The 18,290-nt window shown below is 39.5% G+C and carries 15 protein-coding genes and 1 pseudogene; 4 read left to right on the top strand and 12 right to left on the bottom strand.

Annotated features, from left to right (window positions below):
- Window positions 1-220 precede the first annotated feature (220 nt).
- From ACM0OP_RS20320 to ACM0OP_RS20270, 11 genes are all read right to left on the bottom strand, one after another.
- The gene (locus ACM0OP_RS20320) at window positions 221-3,049 is read right to left on the bottom strand and encodes a DUF3854 domain-containing protein (protein ID WP_414530238.1); all 2,829 of its coding nucleotides are present in this window, start codon (window positions 3,047-3,049) and stop codon (window positions 221-223) included.
- On the bottom strand, window positions 3,028-3,498 hold the full coding sequence (locus ACM0OP_RS20315; RefSeq protein WP_414530237.1) for a hypothetical protein: 471 nt from the start codon (window positions 3,496-3,498) through the stop codon (window positions 3,028-3,030). Before ACM0OP_RS20315 ends, ACM0OP_RS20320 begins: the two co-directional genes overlap by 22 nt.
- A gap of 2 nt (window positions 3,499-3,500) precedes the next feature.
- Window positions 3,501-5,249 carry a type IV secretory system conjugative DNA transfer family protein gene (locus ACM0OP_RS20310; protein ID WP_414530236.1) on the bottom strand — a complete coding sequence of 583 codons (1,749 nt, stop codon included), beginning with the start codon at window positions 5,247-5,249 and terminating at the stop codon, window positions 3,501-3,503.
- 71 nt (window positions 5,250-5,320) lie between these two features.
- The gene (locus ACM0OP_RS20305) at window positions 5,321-6,523 is read right to left on the bottom strand and encodes a hypothetical protein (protein WP_414530235.1); all 1,203 of its coding nucleotides are present in this window, start codon (window positions 6,521-6,523) and stop codon (window positions 5,321-5,323) included.
- Window positions 6,513-7,283 carry a hypothetical protein gene (locus ACM0OP_RS20300; RefSeq protein WP_414530234.1) on the bottom strand — a complete coding sequence of 257 codons (771 nt, stop codon included), beginning with the start codon at window positions 7,281-7,283 and terminating at the stop codon, window positions 6,513-6,515. Before ACM0OP_RS20300 ends, ACM0OP_RS20305 begins: the two co-directional genes overlap by 11 nt.
- A 40-nt stretch (window positions 7,284-7,323) precedes the next feature.
- Entirely contained in the window at window positions 7,324-8,943 is a 1,620-nt protein-coding gene (locus ACM0OP_RS20295; protein WP_414530233.1) for a TrbI/VirB10 family protein, read from the bottom strand.
- Window positions 8,944-8,945: 2 nt separating this feature from the next.
- Window positions 8,946-9,725 carry a hypothetical protein gene (locus ACM0OP_RS20290; protein WP_414530232.1) on the bottom strand — a complete coding sequence of 260 codons (780 nt, stop codon included), beginning with the start codon at window positions 9,723-9,725 and terminating at the stop codon, window positions 8,946-8,948.
- Window positions 9,726-10,835 carry a hypothetical protein gene (locus ACM0OP_RS20285; protein WP_414530231.1) on the bottom strand — a complete coding sequence of 370 codons (1,110 nt, stop codon included), beginning with the start codon at window positions 10,833-10,835 and terminating at the stop codon, window positions 9,726-9,728.
- 142 nt (window positions 10,836-10,977) lie between these two features.
- Window positions 10,978-11,688 carry a hypothetical protein gene (locus ACM0OP_RS20280; protein WP_414530230.1) on the bottom strand — a complete coding sequence of 237 codons (711 nt, stop codon included), beginning with the start codon at window positions 11,686-11,688 and terminating at the stop codon, window positions 10,978-10,980.
- A gap of 4 nt (window positions 11,689-11,692) precedes the next feature.
- Entirely contained in the window at window positions 11,693-14,506 is a 2,814-nt protein-coding gene (locus ACM0OP_RS20275; RefSeq protein ID WP_414530229.1) for a hypothetical protein, read from the bottom strand.
- 387 nt (window positions 14,507-14,893) lie between these two features.
- On the bottom strand, window positions 14,894-15,472 hold the full coding sequence (locus tag ACM0OP_RS20270; protein ID WP_414530228.1) for a hypothetical protein: 579 nt from the start codon (window positions 15,470-15,472) through the stop codon (window positions 14,894-14,896).
- Between the two features lie 197 nt (window positions 15,473-15,669).
- Here ACM0OP_RS20270 and ACM0OP_RS20265 point away from each other — a divergent pair, with 197 nt between their 5' ends.
- From ACM0OP_RS20265 to ACM0OP_RS20250, 4 genes are all read left to right on the top strand, one after another.
- Entirely contained in the window at window positions 15,670-16,032 is a 363-nt protein-coding gene (locus tag ACM0OP_RS20265) for a zinc ribbon domain-containing protein (RefSeq protein ID WP_414530227.1), read from the top strand.
- Between the two features lie 57 nt (window positions 16,033-16,089).
- On the top strand, window positions 16,090-16,755 hold the full coding sequence (locus ACM0OP_RS20260) for an SDR family oxidoreductase (protein ID WP_414530226.1): 666 nt from the start codon (window positions 16,090-16,092) through the stop codon (window positions 16,753-16,755).
- Window positions 16,756-16,807: 52 nt separating this feature from the next.
- Window positions 16,808-17,365 (top strand): GIY-YIG nuclease family protein, encoded by a 558-nt coding sequence (locus tag ACM0OP_RS20255; RefSeq protein WP_414530225.1) that lies wholly within the window; start codon window positions 16,808-16,810, stop codon window positions 17,363-17,365.
- A 297-nt stretch (window positions 17,366-17,662) separates the two neighbouring features.
- Window positions 17,663-17,902 (top strand): DUF3846 domain-containing protein, encoded by a 240-nt coding sequence (locus ACM0OP_RS20250; protein WP_414530224.1) that lies wholly within the window; start codon window positions 17,663-17,665, stop codon window positions 17,900-17,902.
- 176 nt (window positions 17,903-18,078) lie between these two features.
- On the opposite strand, the pseudogene ACM0OP_RS20245 reads toward ACM0OP_RS20250, so the two are convergent.
- Window positions 18,079-18,290, bottom strand: a pseudogene (locus ACM0OP_RS20245) (hypothetical protein); the annotation flags it as partial.

Raw genomic sequence — 18,290 nt, 5'->3', positions numbered from 1 at the left:
CCACCTTTTTTGGTTGGAAACTCGCTCTAGGCCTACTTGTGTGTACACCGTAGCGTCAGGGATACGCGTTCGCTTGGCGTTTAGCTCGTAGAAAGATGAATTGGTGTCTGTGCTAGAAGAAGTTTATAGGCTGGCGATCGCGCGGCGCGCTGTGCCGAAGGCAATTGCTTAGGAAATTGCTGCGATACCTCATGAACCTGCAATATGCGTCAGAATTCGTTCAAAGCTCATTCTCAAAGGGCTTTTCCTGAGTTTTTTCAATCTTGCTAACGTTTGGAGTGTAGGTGGAATCGATAAATTCTCGCCGAGATTTTTTTAGGTCAGTCAGAATAGATTCAAGTGGCGGAAGTATGATTTCAGTTTTCCCCCTGAGCAGTTGTTCATCTTTGGATTGCAAAAGAAATTTAAAGTAGAGTTCGCGCTGTTCACCAATAGTCAACTTGCCATCTTGCTGAAGTTTTTCTCGGAGATTGTTGTTACCCTGATTGGATGCACTTGTCCAACTAACTGAATTTTCTAATTGCTCCCAAACTTTAGCTAGTTCTGAGTGCAATGGCAGAGAAATATCACGAGTGTTCGCGGGAGGAGAACAGACATAAGCAGAATCAGCCTGTGCAGATGCGCGTGGTGATGTTGTGTAATGATTCGCAGGTGAGTTAAGCTTTCGAGAAGGAGCATCTATATTAAGTTTTTTACTAATTTGTTTAAGATTGGCTAAGTCATGATCATCGAGCGTCATGATTCTGACTTGATTAGTGATCCCGTGAGGAGTACGGTTCAACTCAAATCTGACTTTTTCTTTTTCCCCAATCTTGTCTTGTTTAAATAAACGCAGAAAAACCTTACCTGCTTTTGTGTCCCGGTTCGACTGGATGCGGTAGTCTCCTATTTCCACCTCATCAGATTTGGCTTTGCTTAAAGTGCCGTGCATAACTTTGAGAATTTCACCTTGGCGAAAACTTTCCAAAATATTTTGGGTTCCTTGAGGAGCCAAAGAACCAAGACTATTCGATAATTCTCTGGTATCAAGATCAAGCCTCGGCAATTCTTGGCCATGATTGAGGTAATCGGCGACCATTAAAAACTCTTGCCGCTCTACACTGAGCATTTGGTCGGGATTTTTCAGAATCTTGACTTTTCCTTGAGGATTTACTTGAAACTGCATCAAGGGGTTAGCAAAATAACTGGCTTGTTCATCCTCGTGTTGATGGATACTGTAAGTCCCACGAAACTCTCTAATCGTAAAAGCATCGCTCTTGTAAACAAAACTATTGTCGTCATGTTCTACACCATAATTATTCAATAGTTGTTTGGCAGCAAGGGCAATATATTTATTTTCCGTGGCTTCTACAAATCTTCTGGGAATAGTTCTTTTAAAAACTGCTACATCCCTTTGCTTTGCCCAGTATTGTTTAGGTTTTTCATTCGATTGGAAATAGTTTCTTTGAGGAGAAACAGAGGGAGATTCTACGGAGATAATTTCACTTTGAGATGGTGTGCGAGGTTTAACACCCAAATTGAGAATTTCTTCATCAGTGAGATTTTCTCGGACAGCGTTAGTCTCAACAGTGCCGTTTTTTTGTTCGTAAAGTTTTTTGGTAGTACCATCCTTGAGAAAGATTGTGAAGCAAAAATCCTCTGGGTCAGTAAAGTCTCCAGGGGCATTATTAACTAACTTGTTAGTGATATTATCAATTTTGTCGGGATTCAATTTTTTCTTAATGGGTTTATGTTTGACATCCCAGACTTTCTGATTTTGTTTGTGCCATTCCTCTAAAGATTCGGCTTGGTCAAGTAAAACCTTAAATTCCTCAGCACCATTATTGACAATAAAATCATCTACGCCTTTCTCTGTCCCTGGCAGACGAATGACGTTCACTTTAGCCCCGGCTGCTTCCAGAAGTCCCGCAGTGCGTAGTGTGGAAATCTCAATATTTCGGACTGTTTTGGGTCGGGTTTCATCATCAAAGCAGAAAGTCATTTCCCTTGCTGGTGTGGCAAACACTGCCAATTCAGGATGTAGCTTTGGTGGTATTTGATTTCCTTGTTCATCTCGACTACGATACCCTCCATAAATCCCAGAAAGTCCAATGGCAGCTTCGCCCTGACTTAAAATACTGGCAGCCTTTTTCGCTCCCTCAGTAATAGTGACGGGGACATTGTGCTTCCATACACAATACCAAAATCCACTGGCGCGATCGCTCTCGCTAGGATCTACCCCTGCTTTATTATAGATACGCCCAGCAACATCATCCGGGACATCCAATAAGAAAATACTCAGATCAGTCTTAGGTGGATTTTCGTATTTAATTTTCTTTCCTGGTTTATCACTGCTTTCTCTGGGTTCATTGGGTTTAAAACATCCCCACAATTTTCTCTCAGGTTTGTCCCCTGGTTGCAAATCCGCAAATGAGCGAGGATCAACCCCAGCATCACACCACCAGCCACCTTGTTCCAGGTGAGCGTATTTTCGCAGCATTCCACTAGAAAGCCTGCCAGTATTAGTGCGTTCTAGCTTGTCACTGTACATCAGATATTCCCAAGCTTCATTTGCCTGTTCTATGGAATCTTCCTGCAAACTGCGAAAATTCCGACTAGCAATATCTGGGTGAATGGCGCTCCCCTCCACTATTTCTTGCCAGTGTTCAATGTCAATATGAGCAGGAGGTGAACTGACAACTGTAGTTACAGTTTGCTCTTCCTGTTCAGATTCAGAAGAACCAATCAGCATTTTTTGGGTAGTAGCGGGTGAAAGTGAAGGTATGAGAGTATCAGTAGTCCAAAGATCGCTTTCCAGGTCGTCATATTCTTCAGCTAGAGGATCTGCTTTTTCCCACTTCCAACCCCCAGCGCCATCAGGAGTCATGACATAAGTTTCTTGCCCAAGTTCAATTTTGGCTCTTTGCTCCCACTCATATTGCAACCGTTCAGCGATCGCGTTGACCAACGGTACAATGCCTTCAAGCCAGATTTCTTCAAGATTATTTATTAATGTTTCTTGTATCTTGACATAAGAAGAAACAAGATTTAAAGAGCGTTCATCAAACATAAACTATTGGGAGATAAAGATTGCAAAATATTACTGTATGAGTCCCTAATTATTTGATATTGCTGCCAATTAGCTCCTAAGCATCGTAAAGAGATGACGCGATTTTGAGATATAATCCGGTTAAAGATAATATCAATTTCGACTACTACATTTGATTTTTGAATAAAACCTACATATTGCAGATCATCCCAGCCAATCCCTTGAATATAATCAATTATGATTTGTTGATAATAGTCTATAGTTAAGGCAGGTATAATGTCTGAAAATTTAACATTAACTCTTATACCTGGCTTCTTAATCGATGGTCGGAATTTTGCTTGTTTTTCCAACTGGCTGGTAATATTGAAATCTAAATCTAAGAGATTACAAAACCTATTTTGAATGTGAGAAAGTTGCTCAAAATTATGAGCAAAATCACTGATTGCAGTTTCTTGGATTTTAATTCTCATGGCTAAAAGGAGAAAGATGAAAAATTTTCGTAATTTGGTTTCTGTGCGGCTGTAGTATCCACAGGACCTTCAGGAATAGGAAATCTACTATTAAAATCTTCAATCCTGATCTCTAAATCCTCTCTTGTAGGTATTGTTTGGGTACTTTTCCTTGCTAATAAGCTGACAATTTTTTTCCAGTTAGTTTGGTTATATTCATCAATTGCAATTACAGCCTTGGGGATTTTAATACTTCTTAGTAGTGGAACTGATCCCTCTATTTTGTTTGAGTATGCAGGGTTGATGAAAACACATCTTCCTGCCGGAAGTTTAAGAAACTGGGCAGATTCAAAGAGTTTTTTAGTTTTCTCCTGGTCGCTAGTAGTAGTATTAGTTTTACCGCTACCAGTAGAACGACTTTTGTGTTTATACTTAATTTCTTCATCTCCGAGAAAACTGGAGAATAATTGTGCAGAGTCATGTTCGCCGGGATTAAAAATGAATTTACTCCCGCAAGCACCAAGGATAGTTTTCGCTACCTCCTTACCGTAATTTTTCTCAAGCTGCCCCATATTCTGCCAGCCCAAGATCCCGCAAAATCCCTCACTTCGAGATTCGTTAAGCCACTTGAATAAATCGGGCAAGTAGATTGAGGGTAATTCATCAAGTGCAACTATTAAAGGGTCTTGGCGTTTTTGGGCGATATTTCGGGCAATGGTCATGTGTAAAACACTACACATCAAAGGTGCGATCGCATCACGACGTTCTCTGTCCAGCCCAAAAATAATCATCTGCTTACCCTTAATTTCTAAAGGTAGAGTCGTCTTGCCAACAAAACAGCCCAAGGTATTCTTGGCCATGAAGCGGGTGAACATGATGCTGGCGGTCGCTACAATGCCAGCCACTGTTTTTTCACTAGCTGCGGAACCGAACAATTGCCCAAAGGCCATCTTGATCCAAGGATTAAGATTAGCTGCCATCAACCTTTTCACCATTTGTTCGCTAGAAAGGATAGCGGCGCTGGTCATGACATCTGCACGACCAAACTCTTTAGTCAACATCAAAATAGCTTGCGTCAGCTGATCGCCGGCGGGTCCAAAAAAACCATCCTCATTGCTATTACTGAGAATGCGGAAGTTTTTATTGATGACCGTGGCAATTTGTCTTGCAGTTTCGGCATCAGAAGAATCGCGGAGAAAATCTAGTGGATTGCAGACTTCAGATTCAGGAAAGCCAGGGGCGAAAATGTGAACATCATATCCCATCTTCTTAGCGTAAGCTGCTATTTTCGCTTGGGATGGATACTTAAAGTCGTAAGCAATGATCGGAAAACCTTGCTCAATGGCAGAGTAGATCATGGGGTTAATAGCACTGAAGGTTTTCCCGCTACCGGGAGCGCCAATAGCAGCTGTACCTCTTTGGACATCAGGAACATAAAGAGGAAGACCACCACTACCTTTTTGTTTTTTAGTTTTGGGAAATGGATGCTTACCAATATACAAAGCAGCACTATCACATTTAGTTGCTAAGATTTGTTTTTTAGCTTTTTTCTGAGCCGTAGTAATCTCCTTTCTACTTCCCCAATACCCAGAAGCTAGTTTCTTTTTATCACCATCTCCGAAAAAGAATTGAATAATGATGTAAGCTCCTAACATAGAGAGTACAGCTAGTCCATTGGGAGAGAATAAATGATGTGTATATCTCCCAATATCATGCTGTGGATCTTGTAGCTGTTCAATTTGAGTTGATATCTGATTTTGTAGGTTACTCACTTTTTAATTGGATATTAAGATCAAGACAAACTACAACCGCAAGGGTTAAACGAACTCACTCTGAACCATTCTCAAGGTAAAGAAGGCGGATCACCAAAAATAATGGGGTCTTTTTCTCGATAATTTATGAAGGGGACAGGCCCAATAAAATAGGGGGAACAAGTACGGACAAAGGCTATTCGCTGACAAACTCTAAAAAACATTGCTGTAGTCATACTGCCTTGGGCTTCATTGATGTCCCAAATCACTTGCTTGAATGCAGGGCCAAAAGGATGTCTTCCAGTAGGTTCTTGGCCGCCATTGACTGCACTTAAAACACCAAAACCACCATTTACTTGTTGATATTTACCGGACATCCACTGTACACCAGTAGTTGCACCCACCCCTGCCATTTCTGCATGAGCGCAATTATTTTGATAACAAGGTACATTAAACCCCTCTTCATAGCTTCCAGAAATGCTACGAACACGATTAGCTTCAATATCCCGTAATACTACATCCACTTTACCAATAAAGGCCATGTTTGCTGTTGGCAAGTTAGGTAACTGACTCCAAGGTAAATCTATCAATCCTGGGATTCCATCAATTAAACTATCTTGCCAATTATTAAATTCTTCAATTCGTGCATATTCAATGCCAGGAATAGAACTTAGATCGTATTGTTCTAAATTTATAGAGTCACCAAGAACATTGTTATCCAACTGATACAAATTTATTACCTGTTCAACTGTTTGATTGTTGGCAGTAATTCCGAGATTATCTAAAAAATCCTGAATTACAGGCACATTTTCCACATATTCTTGTTGAAGATTAGGAATAGCATTAGCTAAATCTGGTAAGGTTTGCCATTCAACTAAATCAAAATCTGATAATTTTAAATTACCAAGGTTTAGATTTAAATATTCGGCTATTTGATTTAATTGCAGATTTTCCAGATTAAAGCCTGATTCTTCAAAATCACCAAGTTCTAGAAATTCAGCAATACTTTGTCCAGCATTCCATGTTCTAGTTTCAGTTCCTTGTTGTCCTGGAAAAGATATACTACCGCTTTCTTGAATGGTCATGTCCCGAAATCTCATATTTGACCAATCGGGCATAAATCCTGATTCTGATTCAATGATGGGAACTTCAGCAGTTGCTTTGGGCATCAAAAAACTAATTGCCTGATTAAGAATACCATGCTTCACAAATCCATGAATAAATAAACCGCCTAGTAGACCAAGTAAGATGAGGTAACGTGTAACGTCCCAATTTTTTTGCTGTTTAGATTTCATTACTAATACCTGTAAATATTTGTGGAGTTTTTTCTGGGGATTCTGGAGGATTTTTACCAATTTCAATGAGCTTATTCACAAGCTCCATTGACACCACTGCCTTATCAGCAGCCACCTGAATTTCATCGCCTTGAGTTAGATAACCAACAAAGCTCGTGATACGCTGGTGCAATGGGTCTGATGAATTGATCCATTGATTTGTTAGGGCAACTCTTACTCCCGCTCTCACCTCTTGTGCTTGATTGAAAGTTACACGTAATGACTGTAACCTTCTTGGAGTTGGTGGGTTATTGATAATTGCCACTTGACTATACTTAGGATTACCATCAGCAGGTATAACTCGGAAGTGATATGATTGACGCTGATTTCCAGTGGTTTCCGTAATAATAGTTAAGTGTGTCCCCCAAGTCTGCGGTAATCCTGGAATCTCGATTCTGTTAATCCGTCGCAAGTGAATTAAACCAGCACCAGGATTTTCGCAGCTGCTATCAATTCCTTGCAAGCAACCATCTGTATCAATCAGGATTTGAGAAGGATCATCAATCCAAGCACGTTTGATGATTTCCCCCGTTTGGTAAAAAGAAATACTGACACCATGGCCATTCCACACATTAATTGTCTGTAGTGTGCCAGTATCTCCACTAACTTCAGATTGTTTAAAACTGCGAATAATGGGTGTAGTTGCATCAGCTGTGAATGGAATCAAACTTATGCCCAAACTGATTATCCAACCTGTGAGGTTTAATTTTTTAGCATTCATGATCATCTAAAAGCATCCAATAGATCGAAATTTGAATGAATTATGGAAGCTCTAAAGTGCGATTGACTTGAAAAGTAACTTTCGTATCCCTGGGGATGTACCAAACATTGGGACGAGCCAGTATTTCTCTAGTGGAGGTTTCCGCCCGACGACCAATAATATCGCTGAGATTTCCGAATGCGCCTTCTAGAATAGCCCCAGGGATATTGCGGCGACTATTATTGACGCGAGTCCGGCGGCGGATAGTCCCATCTAATAATTCATCTTCTATCTCATCTTGAATATCAGGTTGATTGATAATTTCTCCAACTTTTCCCAACCCACTGACTAGCCCAACAGTGAGGTCATACTGGGCGATTTCTCCACCTTTATCTTTGAACTGTTGAGCAATTAACGGTCTACCCCCGTCACCTTGGACAGTAATTGCCCCACCATTAATGGGGTATTCAATGTTATCCTTGATCATGCTTGTCACTTGAACCTGAGCGTAGTTTGCACCATCAACCGAGAGAATTTCCAGTGCCATTAAACTGCCACTGGCGATCGCAACGTTGCCTTCGTTGTCTTTTAAATCTTCAGTGAGCCTTGCTACATAACGCTTGCCATCTTCACTTTGTTGGCTTCTATCAGTGGCTTGTTCTTTGACCAAAGGTGTAATTAATTCGCCACTAGCAAATTCCCCTACTACTAGATAACGATTGCGACGCTCGTTAAGAATTTGAGCCTCCTGGGGCAAAACTGAAGCTATTCTAAAATCTGCCGCTACCTCTGAAGTTTGACGGTTTCGCTGGTTTGCTTGCCAACGAGGTTCTATTCTCTCAATCCTACTAGAAGCAGTATTGGGAGTATTTTGGCGATTGCTTCCAGTGGGGCTTGCAAAGTTGCTGTCTTGCACGGCTGTCTCGCTATTATCTCTGGTAAGTGTGCGCTGTGGGATAGTTCTGCTGGGCGTTGAATTGGCATAAGCTATATTGCCAAATGAACCTACGTTTCGTAATCGATTTAGTTCGGCAATAGGATCTGGTGCTGTTGATGGTGCTGGTGAAACAGAAACATTACGTGGTTGTGGTTGTGGTCGAGATGTAGGAGGTGGTAGAGGACGTACAGTAGGGGAAACATCTCGTTGCGCCGAACGGTTAACAGGTGCTGGGGCTGGGGAAGGAGAGGGATTTGGAGGATTTCTTGGTTCTGGGGGAGGAGAGGGATTTGAAGGATTTCTTGGTTCTGGAATGGTTTCTTGATTTTCGCTTGATTCTGGAGTTACTGATGGTCTTTGATTAATTTTTTGCAGTTCACTTTCTTGTTTTCCTAGTGCTGCTTGAGCAAAAATATCTCCATTATTGTTCTCTATTCTAGCTAGAGTTTCTTCCGGAATTTCCGAGGGGATTTCTTCATTTTTTACTGACGAATTTCTATTCAAAACCCCACTAAAAAACAAAAATACCACAAAAAATCCAGTTCCGAAAAAGAATCCAACTACACCGAATTTTGACCAAGGAGAGTTCGTTAGATTGTGTTTTGTTACATTTTCGGCTGGATCTTCATCTTCTTCAAGTTCAATATTTTCAGAATTGGTAGAATCATTCTGCTCATCAATATTCAGAATGGTATCTACTGTAGATGTATTTCCTTCATCAGGTAGACCAATATCATTAGCCATAATTAATTATTTCTTCCTCGTAAATCCAAGTCAACAATTTGGGTAATTTCCAATCCCGCTTGACGAGCCGCATAGATTTTTTTAGCTAATTCAGTAGTTTCATTTGGCGGATTTTGTGGAGTAGTGACAGCTTCCACCGTAATAGTTTTGTTAAATGGTATTCCTTCTCCCGCATTATTATTCCGCGAAAAAGTAACAAGAGTAGCGATAAAATCAATTTCCCATCTTCCATCTCTGAGTCGTCGAGGCTCAGAAATAAATCGAGGAATTAAAGAAATTTGAGTTTCTCCACTAAACACACCATTTGGTGTCATTTCTGCAAGTTTAAGTAGAAAAGATGCTCGAAAATCTTCTCGTTCTGTAATGGCGAAGGAAGCTTCATAAGCCCTACTCGTGACCCTATTTCTACTCCCTTCTGTGATAGGTATACCATCATCAGGTTTAGTTACGGCTTCTCCTCTTTCATTAAAAGTTTGGATTAAACCATCCCAATTAAACATTCTAATGAATGTATCGGACACAAATTTCTTAATTACTTCATTAGACCTCTCTGTAGAAGGAACAGATTGGGCGCGAATTGTTTCACCTGATGATAATTGAATTAATGTCGGCACTTGTTGATTATTTAACCTCCTGATTGCACCATAATTTAAAAATTGTGTAACTAGCGAAATTAAAGCTAATGAAAACGCTGTTAAAGTTATAACTCCAAATTTTGTAGTAACAGAATCTCCATAACTCAGGAGTTTAAAAGGCACTTGTTTATTTCTAGGTTTAAGCATTTATCCCCCTGGCTTAATTTTTTGAGCAGCTACACTAGCACCTTTTGTAATTGCCATAGTCCCAAATTTAATAGCCATAGAACCGTAAAATTCTGCGGCTTTGTTGATTTGTTGAAGCACTGCTAATCCACCACCCGCAGCTAATCCAGTTGCTAAAAAGGGGGCAATAATTCCAATTACAAACAAGAAAAATAATGGTTGATCTGCTCTAGATGTAATCATTAATTGAGCTGCAAAACCAACAATAATGTTGAAAGATAGTTTAGCCATGCCTACGCTAAAATATCCTGTCAACCATGCAAAAATCGATTTAGCACCATAGGGTAATAAAGATCCTCCTACAGCAAGTGGCCCAATTAAAGCTGTCACTAGCATTGTTAGCTCTATGCCCCATTGGTAAGCCCCGTTTAATCCCAGCAAAATATATGTGACAATCTCCCGGATGTTATTACCGATAACGGCGCTAAATGGCGAAAATATCACTTGCAATGGATTAGCACCGCTATCAATAGCGTCAATCGGAGCCTGAACAATTGTTTCTAGTCTTTGAATTACTACCGCTAGTGGACCAGTCCCAGAAAAATAACTGGGATATTCTGTAGAAAGCCTATTTCTAGCATCTTGTAAACAAGTAACAGCATCTTCCGGAGTCAAAGATGAAGACCGACAATTTTCAATTTCGGTTCCAATAGCACTCCGAGCCGCTTCATTCTCTAAAGCTTTTCTAAAAGCTTCACTTAAGTTAGCATCTTCGGCTGTATATTCTAGAACAAAATTGTTAGTGTTATTAATGTAATTCCTTACAGCTAAACTTCCTTGACCTAAAAGTTGACCATTGTTAGCTAACAAGACTACAACTATTAATACCCAAATAAAATCGGGAATTGCGCGTTGTTCTTCAAAGTTAACCATTTGTTTTGTCCATTCAACCATGAAAAAAACAAATGTTGCCACAGCAAATAATACACCTACTGTAGAAAGTGCTGCATACAAACCACCAGAAAGGGTATTATCCCAAAGTTCGTTAAATCCTGTAGCAATTTCTTCTGCTGTTTCGGATGCTTGGGTCAGTAAATTTCCGCCAGAGAAAGCAAGAATTTTCAAAGACATAATTATTGTTGATATGTAGGATCTAAGTAGGTAGGCAGGAAAATTTACAGGTATGTCATTACGAGCGTAACGGAGTAAAGCGAAGTAATCGCAAGGGTTCTAAGGCTTTTACATTCTGTTACATAGTTGACTTTATTTGTGCCTACCTACTTAAACGCAATGTGCCTATCAATTCATGATTTCCGGCAACTAAACCAATTCTCTGCGAATTTTCTCTTTGACGTTGACTGGCTAAGTTTTCGGCAATTTGAGTCAACATCAAATTAGTTTGGGCTGTATCATGCCGTGATTGCAGTGAATCGGTACGCTGTTGTGCTAAGAGAGAAACTATTTGTGCATTCTGCCCCGCCATTACCTTGAGAATATTTTGAGTAGCATCCATTCCCTGGGCTTGTTCAGCCAAAGTTTGAGCTTCTTGGGCAGTTTGTGTCGTTTTTTCGATTTTGTTGGCAGTTTCTTGTTGTCCTTCTTCCCCCATGATCGCAGAGATTGATGCTCTGGTTAACTCCCGCTCTAAATCCTGTGCTTTCTGTTGGGCTACAGGTAATGAATATTCACTAGCTAGTCGGTCTTTCAACTCGTTACCTGATTTGATAGGGTCTGGCGCTCCCATGCTTCCAATAGAGTCGTTAATAGAAGCTACGGCATCTTCCTTAATTCCTGCCCATGTATTCTCAATTTCTGCTACAGCTAAACTTTGAATTAATTCTAATTCTCCTCTTATATCATCTAATATTGAACCTAAAAAATTCCCAATATTGATGAATCCATAGCTAGGTGTACTCATAAGTATCCCACCCACAATAATAGAAGTGGCGATAGTAATTTTGTTAGTTTTAGTAAGTTTTTTCATGGACTTATGCTACTTTTGTATTTAATTGCTGATTCTGCTTAAGTAGTTCTTGAGATTCTGGGGATAACTCTTCTCCTCGAATCATTCTGATATAATCTTCAGAAAATTTAAATAAACCTAATAACGGATTATTTTTGTATTGATTAAGGAAAAGAGTACGTAATTCTTGCTCATCTGGATTATTAGCAACTGCGGCTAATAAACAATATGCTGGATAATATCGGCAAAAAGTGAGTTTACCGTTATCATCTAATAACCATTGTGAATAAATCCCCTCCTTTTTGGGATAAAAAGCTTCTGTGCTATTCACCTGAATAATTTCATAAGGGTATTTAAATCGCTCCACAAATGGGTCAATAGCAGAAGATTGAATCCTGCCAACCAAACGAGTTGTAATGTTGGCAAATATTTTGGGTGCAGCTTTACTTTGGTAAATACTTTCTGGTTCTTGTGCAGAAAGTATTACCCTAATTCCTGCCTTTGCACCATTAGCGCATAATCTCCCAATTAATTCTGCAATTGATTCAAACTGAAATAGAATTGGGGCTTCATCTAGGAAAAATATGCTGGCTTTAGAAGATAAAGCACGGCGTAAAGCTGCGGCATAAGCCGAAAGAGCTAATATGGCTGCATCTGCTTCTGAAGCTAAATTCCTCAGAGCAAATACTAATAATTTGGCATCTGTGCGAAAACTTGAAGGCTGAGAAATAGCTTGCCCTACTCTGGTATTTAACCAAAATTTCAATCTGAGTCGAATTTGCTCTAATGCTTCTTTGCTGTTGTTTGCAATTGAATCTAATTTGATATATCCTGGTGAACAATAATTGTAAAAATCTCTTAGAGTTGGGGTATCATCCCACTCTTGTGTCCCCACCCCTGCTTCTAAGGCTGCTTTGTACCTTAGTTTGATTTCATCTTCATTGAAAAATGTCTCTAACGCCAAAGTGACAATTGATTCAATATTAGACAGCATCGAGCTACTCACCCCAATAGCGTTAGTGCCAATTATCATGGTCATTAAAACTGATTTAATGAACTCTTTAAAGTCTGTCAGTCTTTCTTTGATAATTTCCTCCCCCATCCCCCGCAAGTCTGGAAGTTCAAATAAATTGTTAAATTCCTTGCTAATGTCGAAATACGCCCCCTCCTTACCCAATAAATTGGTGTAGTCTGTGAAAGTGGATGTGCCATCAGGTTTGGGGTAGTCTAGGGCAACAACTGGGATACCTTGTGCGATCGCTGGAGTTAAGATCCCGGCAACCAGTACAGATTTCCCAGAGCGTGTTGCACCAAAGACTGCCAAATTTTTATGATTTCGGTACAGGTCAAGATGAACAGGTGTACCGCCTTCTTCGGCAATTAGTTCAAAACCTCTCTTGTCACCTGTGGTGGTACAAATCAATGGCATTAAACCAGGAGCTTCCGAGCTAAAGTACGGTAGTCTGCGATTGAATGGTTTAGTGAGTAATGCTTCCCAAACAAATGGACAGGTTTGCAACCAGACCTTCCAGGCATACTCATTTTCTCGACTGACTACGGCAGGTCGAAGGAAGCAACTAGCCAGATAGCGACAAGCATCATCTAATTTTTGTCTGCTTTTTCTATGAACAAGAAAAACAACTGCTGTAGAAACTACCAAATTACCTTTATAAATTGTTTTTTGAGCTTCTACAGCTTCTTCTATATTCATCCCGGCTTTGACATCAATGCTGCCAGAGTTACTTGATATTGCTGTAGAGGTAATTGATTGCTTCGTTAACCGTTGTAAATTAGTTTTGGCAATTCCTTGATTGACTCGATTAATTTGGCAAAATACTTCAGTATCACAAATACTTTCTCTTGCAATTACCTCCCAAAGATATTTAAGTTGCCCATATTCATCTACCCACCCTCCTGGCTTCTCGTTGAAATTAAGCGCTCCGATATATTTATCCTGGATTTTTACCCATTTTCTATCTAAAAAAGGTACAGATTTTTCATTCTCCAGTAAATGATGCCTAATGTGAAAATCACTGGTTTGGGCTTCTGTTACACCATCTTTCTCGCTAATTGTTAAAGGATTAGGAATCTGAGTTGCTTCACTACAGTTAAACTGTTTCCATAATATTCCCCAAATTTCATCAGCAGAAAGAGCTTTTACACTCAATTTCATTTTGTTACTGATGATTTGTTCCCAGAGTTGAAATCCATCAGTGAATGAATTTCGTAAAACATTCTCAATCCGATTATTATTGATCTCGTGAATTTCCCCAGTAAACTGATACCAGATTTTCTGCAATTTTTTAATAGTAGATTCTATGTAATCCTGAGTCTTTTCATCATTAACAATAGTATATGTACACCATAGCCGTAAAAATTTATTCTGGCGCACACCATTTTTAGTTAAATCTTGAATACGTACTCTCTCACTGCGTATTAGTAGCTTCAGTTGTTCAATACAATTAGACTCAATATGCTTTAGTTCCGATTGTCTATCAAAGTCATCCGTGAAGGAACCAAAATGAATAGTTAGTGATTCATCTTCAGGGATTTCTTTTAGTCCACTTTCTATGCCATTAAAGATTGGTAATATTTGCTCTGAGGGCAAGTTAGGGTGAATACCCGCACAATCAAAGCAAAACTTTATTTGGATATCTTCATTTCTTTCCAGTATTAATGCACCTATACCTTTTCTTCCTCCTAAATTAATTTCACATATCCCAGCTAGATGAATAATATCTTCAAAAGGTGTCAATCTTTTTACAACTGAGATTTGGGGAGTTTCTAAAGTTCTCTTGCCAATTTTTGGGTTTTTACTTTGAGACATTGGCTTGTTCATTTTCTAGATTTACGTCTTTTATTAGTATGGGTTTGGGTTTGTCGTAATGATCTAAAACGCATATACCCTCTACTGAGCCGAGGAACCCCCACAAATTTGCCAAAGTAGTCTTTTTGAACAGAAAGTACCCACCAAACTGAACATCCCCAAGCAGCCACTAATCCTGTGGCCAACCACCCGGCATTGAATATGTAGTGGAAAATGAAGATGCTCGATAAGGTTATTCCTAGCCAAGGGAAAATTTGCTCGGCTGGAAATGGACCCAATCTAGGACTTTCTCCTAGAATTTTATTGACTGGGCGAAAATTTTTTTCAAATTTGTCAGGTTTAGACATTTTTCTGATCCTTTCTCTTGGGGAACGATAAGCTACATCGCTCCCCAATAATCTAAACTCCAACGAGCAGCCCTGTAATGATATCGCCGACAAATACGGACAACACAATGATTAATGGTGTACGAGCTAAAGTCTTCCAGTCTTCATCGTTACGCGCTGCTTGTACAATTTGTACAAGAGCTACACCTACATATAGTAGAAACAACCCTCGTAATACGTTGAAAAATAAATCAATGACTTCTGTTGTTTGATCGTTACCTGCTGCCGCACCAAAGCTGTCGTTCATCCACGTCTGCGCGTTATTAAAAAACTGAGCATTCGCAGGTGCTGTGGCAAAGTCTAAAAAGCAAACTACTGTCAAAATTGCAAATAATATGCCGTATAGGTTAACCCCATATTTACGCTGCAATTTCTCAAAATTGGTTAATAGTGCTTGAGACTCTTTGGGTAGGGCGATAATGATTGCAGCCAGGATCATAAATCCCCCTAACAGAATTTGGTGAACTGACATCTCTGCGATCATCAGCACACCAGCAGCAAACATCATTGTTAGCGTGCCAGTTTCTGCAACTTTATTTCTTTGAGCAGGGGGGACTGCTGCTACTGTTTCTTCTCCAAAGTATGTTCGCATAATTTCTTGGGAGCAACGCGATTTGGTTGGTATGCAACCACTATGAACTTTTTGTTTCCAAAAAACAATCAACTTTCTTACTATCTTTTTCTAGTAAGAAAGTATGATCTGTTCCCCGAAAGCCTTATGTTTTCGTTAATCGTCAATAAAAATTAACTAAACATCGGGGTACTCCTGCCACATCTGATATGCTCTTCATGGAAGACTTGGATTACCGGACTTTAGCAAAAGGGATGCATCTGTGTTGGAAACGTGGTAAATTCTGTCGAGCGAGTACGCTCGCCCGCTTCGCTAATGCTGAAGTTAGCGCTAGGGGGACTTCTCAAGAGTGTCCTGAATGTGGTGCAGAAGTTAGAAAAGATTTGAGCGTTAGAGTGCATCATTGTCCTAGTTGCAATTACACGACTGATAGAGATGTTGCTAGTGGTCAAGTCATTAGAAACAGAGGAATCAAATTGATTAGTACCGATGGGCAGTCGGGAATCCAAAACGCCTATGCAGACGGGTTGCCGGGGACTGAAGAAATTCAGTCTAGGTCGGAGTCATGTCACCTTGATTAGAGATATATTTGTCTTGATGTCAACATCTGTAATGAGACAGTTCAGTAGAAAAACAATATGGCAACTTATTTAGTAACAGGGGCAAATCGAGGTATTGGTTTAGAGTTTTGCCATCAACTTAAAGAACGAGGTGAGTGCGTTATTGCTGTTTGTCGTTCGGCTTCAGAGGAATTGAATAATTTAGGTATATCGCTAGAAACGAATGTAGATATTACCTCTGATGAATCAGTCAGCAACCTAGTTGAAAGACTTGATGGTGAACCAATTGATGTTTTGATTAATAATGCTGGTATTGTCGAACGAACTAGTCTGGCTAACCTGGATTTTGAAAGCATCCGTAGGCAATTTGAAGTTAATGCCGTTGGTTCACTACGGATTACTCAAGCTTTGCTTCCCAATTTAAGAAAAGGCTCAAAGGTAATTATCATGACTAGCCGTATGGGTTCAATTGAAGATAATACTTCCGGTGGTTCTTACGGTTATAGAATGTCTAAGGTAGCTTTATCAATGGCTGGTAAATCATTATCTGTGGATTTAAAACCACAAGGAATTGCTGTTGCTATTCTTCACCCAGGATTGGTAAAAACTCGTATGACCAACTTTACTAACTCCGGTATTACACCAGAACAATCAGTAAAAGGACTACTAACTCGGATTGAAGAATTAAATCTCGAAAATACAGGAACCTTCTGGCATTCTAATGGTGAAGTTCTGCCTTGGTAATTTCCCCTAAGAAAAATCTGCAATAATCAATTGGTGGTTATTTACGCTCAACATGGAACAACTGAGTTTATTTTCCAACACAGAATATAAAATATTGAGAAATGCAAAGCCAGTGATGGATGCTGAAGCTTTACAACAGTGGAAGTCAAGGGTGTTTAATTATCAAAAACACGTTAGGGAAAGTAAACCACCACAGCAAGTAACTTTGTTTGATGTTGCCCCATCTCATTGTCAAGCTGATATCATTGACCCCTTCAAATTACAGTTACAATCAATGGCTTTTTACCGGATGCCGGATCATTATGGTCAAGCAGCCCTCTACTTTGTGATTGATTCTGCTGCGGAAATACTACTTTATGTAGGGGAAACCAAACAGAGTAACAAACGCTGGAAAAATACTCACGACTGCAAAGGTTACATCAGTACCTACCAAGAATTACATTATCGTTATCAACTCACAACGGCAGTTAACATCGGCTTTTGGTGGGATGCCCCAGTAGACAGAAGACCACGCCAAGCCTTAGAACAAGCAATGATTCAGAAATGGCGATCGCCCTTCAACAAAGAGATGTGGCAACTGTGGGGTCAACCTTTTGGGTATGGTATTTAGAGGATTGGGAAGCGGCCACTATAGGCGATTGCCTTTACTTGGGATTTCCCTTAACAATGGGAATAAAGAGTAAGGGATATCATGATTTTTGACTGATTTTAACTTCTAAAATTATCATTTAAAATGGTTAGAGAAAGAATCTTAAACAAGGGAAAATAGTCAACAATAAATGACTGAAAACTGTTCAATTAAAAATAATAAAATCTGGTAAAAACTATAATAAGACAATTGAAATTGTATATAAATAAATGTATAATTAAATAGTGTATGAGTATCTTAAATTAAGGAAAAATAAAGATGGCTACATTCATTAATAGCCTTGGCTTAGAAGAAGAAATTGTACTTGAAAGCTTAGAGCAAATTCAAGAATTGATTGGTGGTTACTTTGAGCAAATTAATGTTGAAGGAGGATTAATTATGGTGAATGAAGATGGAATAGCTAAAAATCTGCCATTGAATGACAAAGCTTCTGTATTAGCTAAACAGACAATTAGAGGGAATGTTATTTTTGCAACTCATGAAGAAGTAGCTAGTTAATATTCTACATTTTTGTTGGCAGATAGCAGGGTTAGGGCATGGTACTAATGTTTCTAAAGCCCTGCATTAACAATCAATTGTCAGTAAACCAATTCATGGAAGCCGGAAGTGGGATGGACAAATAGGCGATCGCTGCCATGAACCCTACCCTTAGTATTTTCAATAAGCGCGTTGGGTTATGGTTGATGAAACTTAGAATGCAGTGCATGAGTTGGAAAACCTTCTTGTAGTAGCTGGTGTCTATTCATATAGTCGCTATCGAGGATGCTATAACTTTTATTCTTTTCCATCATTTCCATAACAAATTCTTTATTGAAGACTATACCAAAATAAGTAGGGTTTGCTGAAAAAGTCGAGAAAAAGTTGAGGAGAATTGAGTAGGTAATCA

Origin of the sequence: Nodularia chucula CCY0103 (genome assembly GCF_963923915.1) — a bacterium.
Taxonomy (GTDB): Bacteria; Cyanobacteriota; Cyanobacteriia; order Cyanobacteriales; family Nostocaceae; genus Nodularia; species Nodularia chucula.
This window is presented reverse-complemented; position numbering and strand designations above follow the sequence as displayed.

What these genes read in the sequence shown, in the direction of transcription:
- ACM0OP_RS20305 (WP_414530235.1), bottom strand. Translation starts at nt 6,523, where the DNA reads ATGAAATCTAAACAGCAAAAAAATTGGGACGTTACACGTTACCTCATC.
- ACM0OP_RS20320 (WP_414530238.1), bottom strand. Translation starts at nt 3,049, where the DNA reads ATGTTTGATGAACGCTCTTTAAATCTTGTTTCTTCTTATGTCAAGATA.
- ACM0OP_RS20255 (WP_414530225.1), top strand. Translation starts at nt 16,808, where the DNA reads ATGGAACAACTGAGTTTATTTTCCAACACAGAATATAAAATATTGAGA.
- ACM0OP_RS20250 (WP_414530224.1), top strand. Translation starts at nt 17,663, where the DNA reads ATGGCTACATTCATTAATAGCCTTGGCTTAGAAGAAGAAATTGTACTT.
- ACM0OP_RS20280 (WP_414530230.1), bottom strand. Translation starts at nt 11,688, where the DNA reads ATGAAAAAACTTACTAAAACTAACAAAATTACTATCGCCACTTCTATT.
- ACM0OP_RS20295 (WP_414530233.1), bottom strand. Translation starts at nt 8,943, where the DNA reads ATGGCTAATGATATTGGTCTACCTGATGAAGGAAATACATCTACAGTA.
- ACM0OP_RS20285 (WP_414530231.1), bottom strand. Translation starts at nt 10,835, where the DNA reads ATGTCTTTGAAAATTCTTGCTTTCTCTGGCGGAAATTTACTGACCCAA.
- ACM0OP_RS20275 (WP_414530229.1), bottom strand. Translation starts at nt 14,506, where the DNA reads ATGAACAAGCCAATGTCTCAAAGTAAAAACCCAAAAATTGGCAAGAGA.
- ACM0OP_RS20270 (WP_414530228.1), bottom strand. Translation starts at nt 15,472, where the DNA reads ATGCGAACATACTTTGGAGAAGAAACAGTAGCAGCAGTCCCCCCTGCT.
- ACM0OP_RS20300 (WP_414530234.1), bottom strand. Translation starts at nt 7,283, where the DNA reads ATGAATGCTAAAAAATTAAACCTCACAGGTTGGATAATCAGTTTGGGC.
- ACM0OP_RS20290 (WP_414530232.1), bottom strand. Translation starts at nt 9,725, where the DNA reads ATGCTTAAACCTAGAAATAAACAAGTGCCTTTTAAACTCCTGAGTTAT.
- ACM0OP_RS20260 (WP_414530226.1), top strand. Translation starts at nt 16,090, where the DNA reads ATGGCAACTTATTTAGTAACAGGGGCAAATCGAGGTATTGGTTTAGAG.
- ACM0OP_RS20265 (WP_414530227.1), top strand. Translation starts at nt 15,670, where the DNA reads ATGGAAGACTTGGATTACCGGACTTTAGCAAAAGGGATGCATCTGTGT.
- ACM0OP_RS20315 (WP_414530237.1), bottom strand. Translation starts at nt 3,498, where the DNA reads ATGAGAATTAAAATCCAAGAAACTGCAATCAGTGATTTTGCTCATAAT.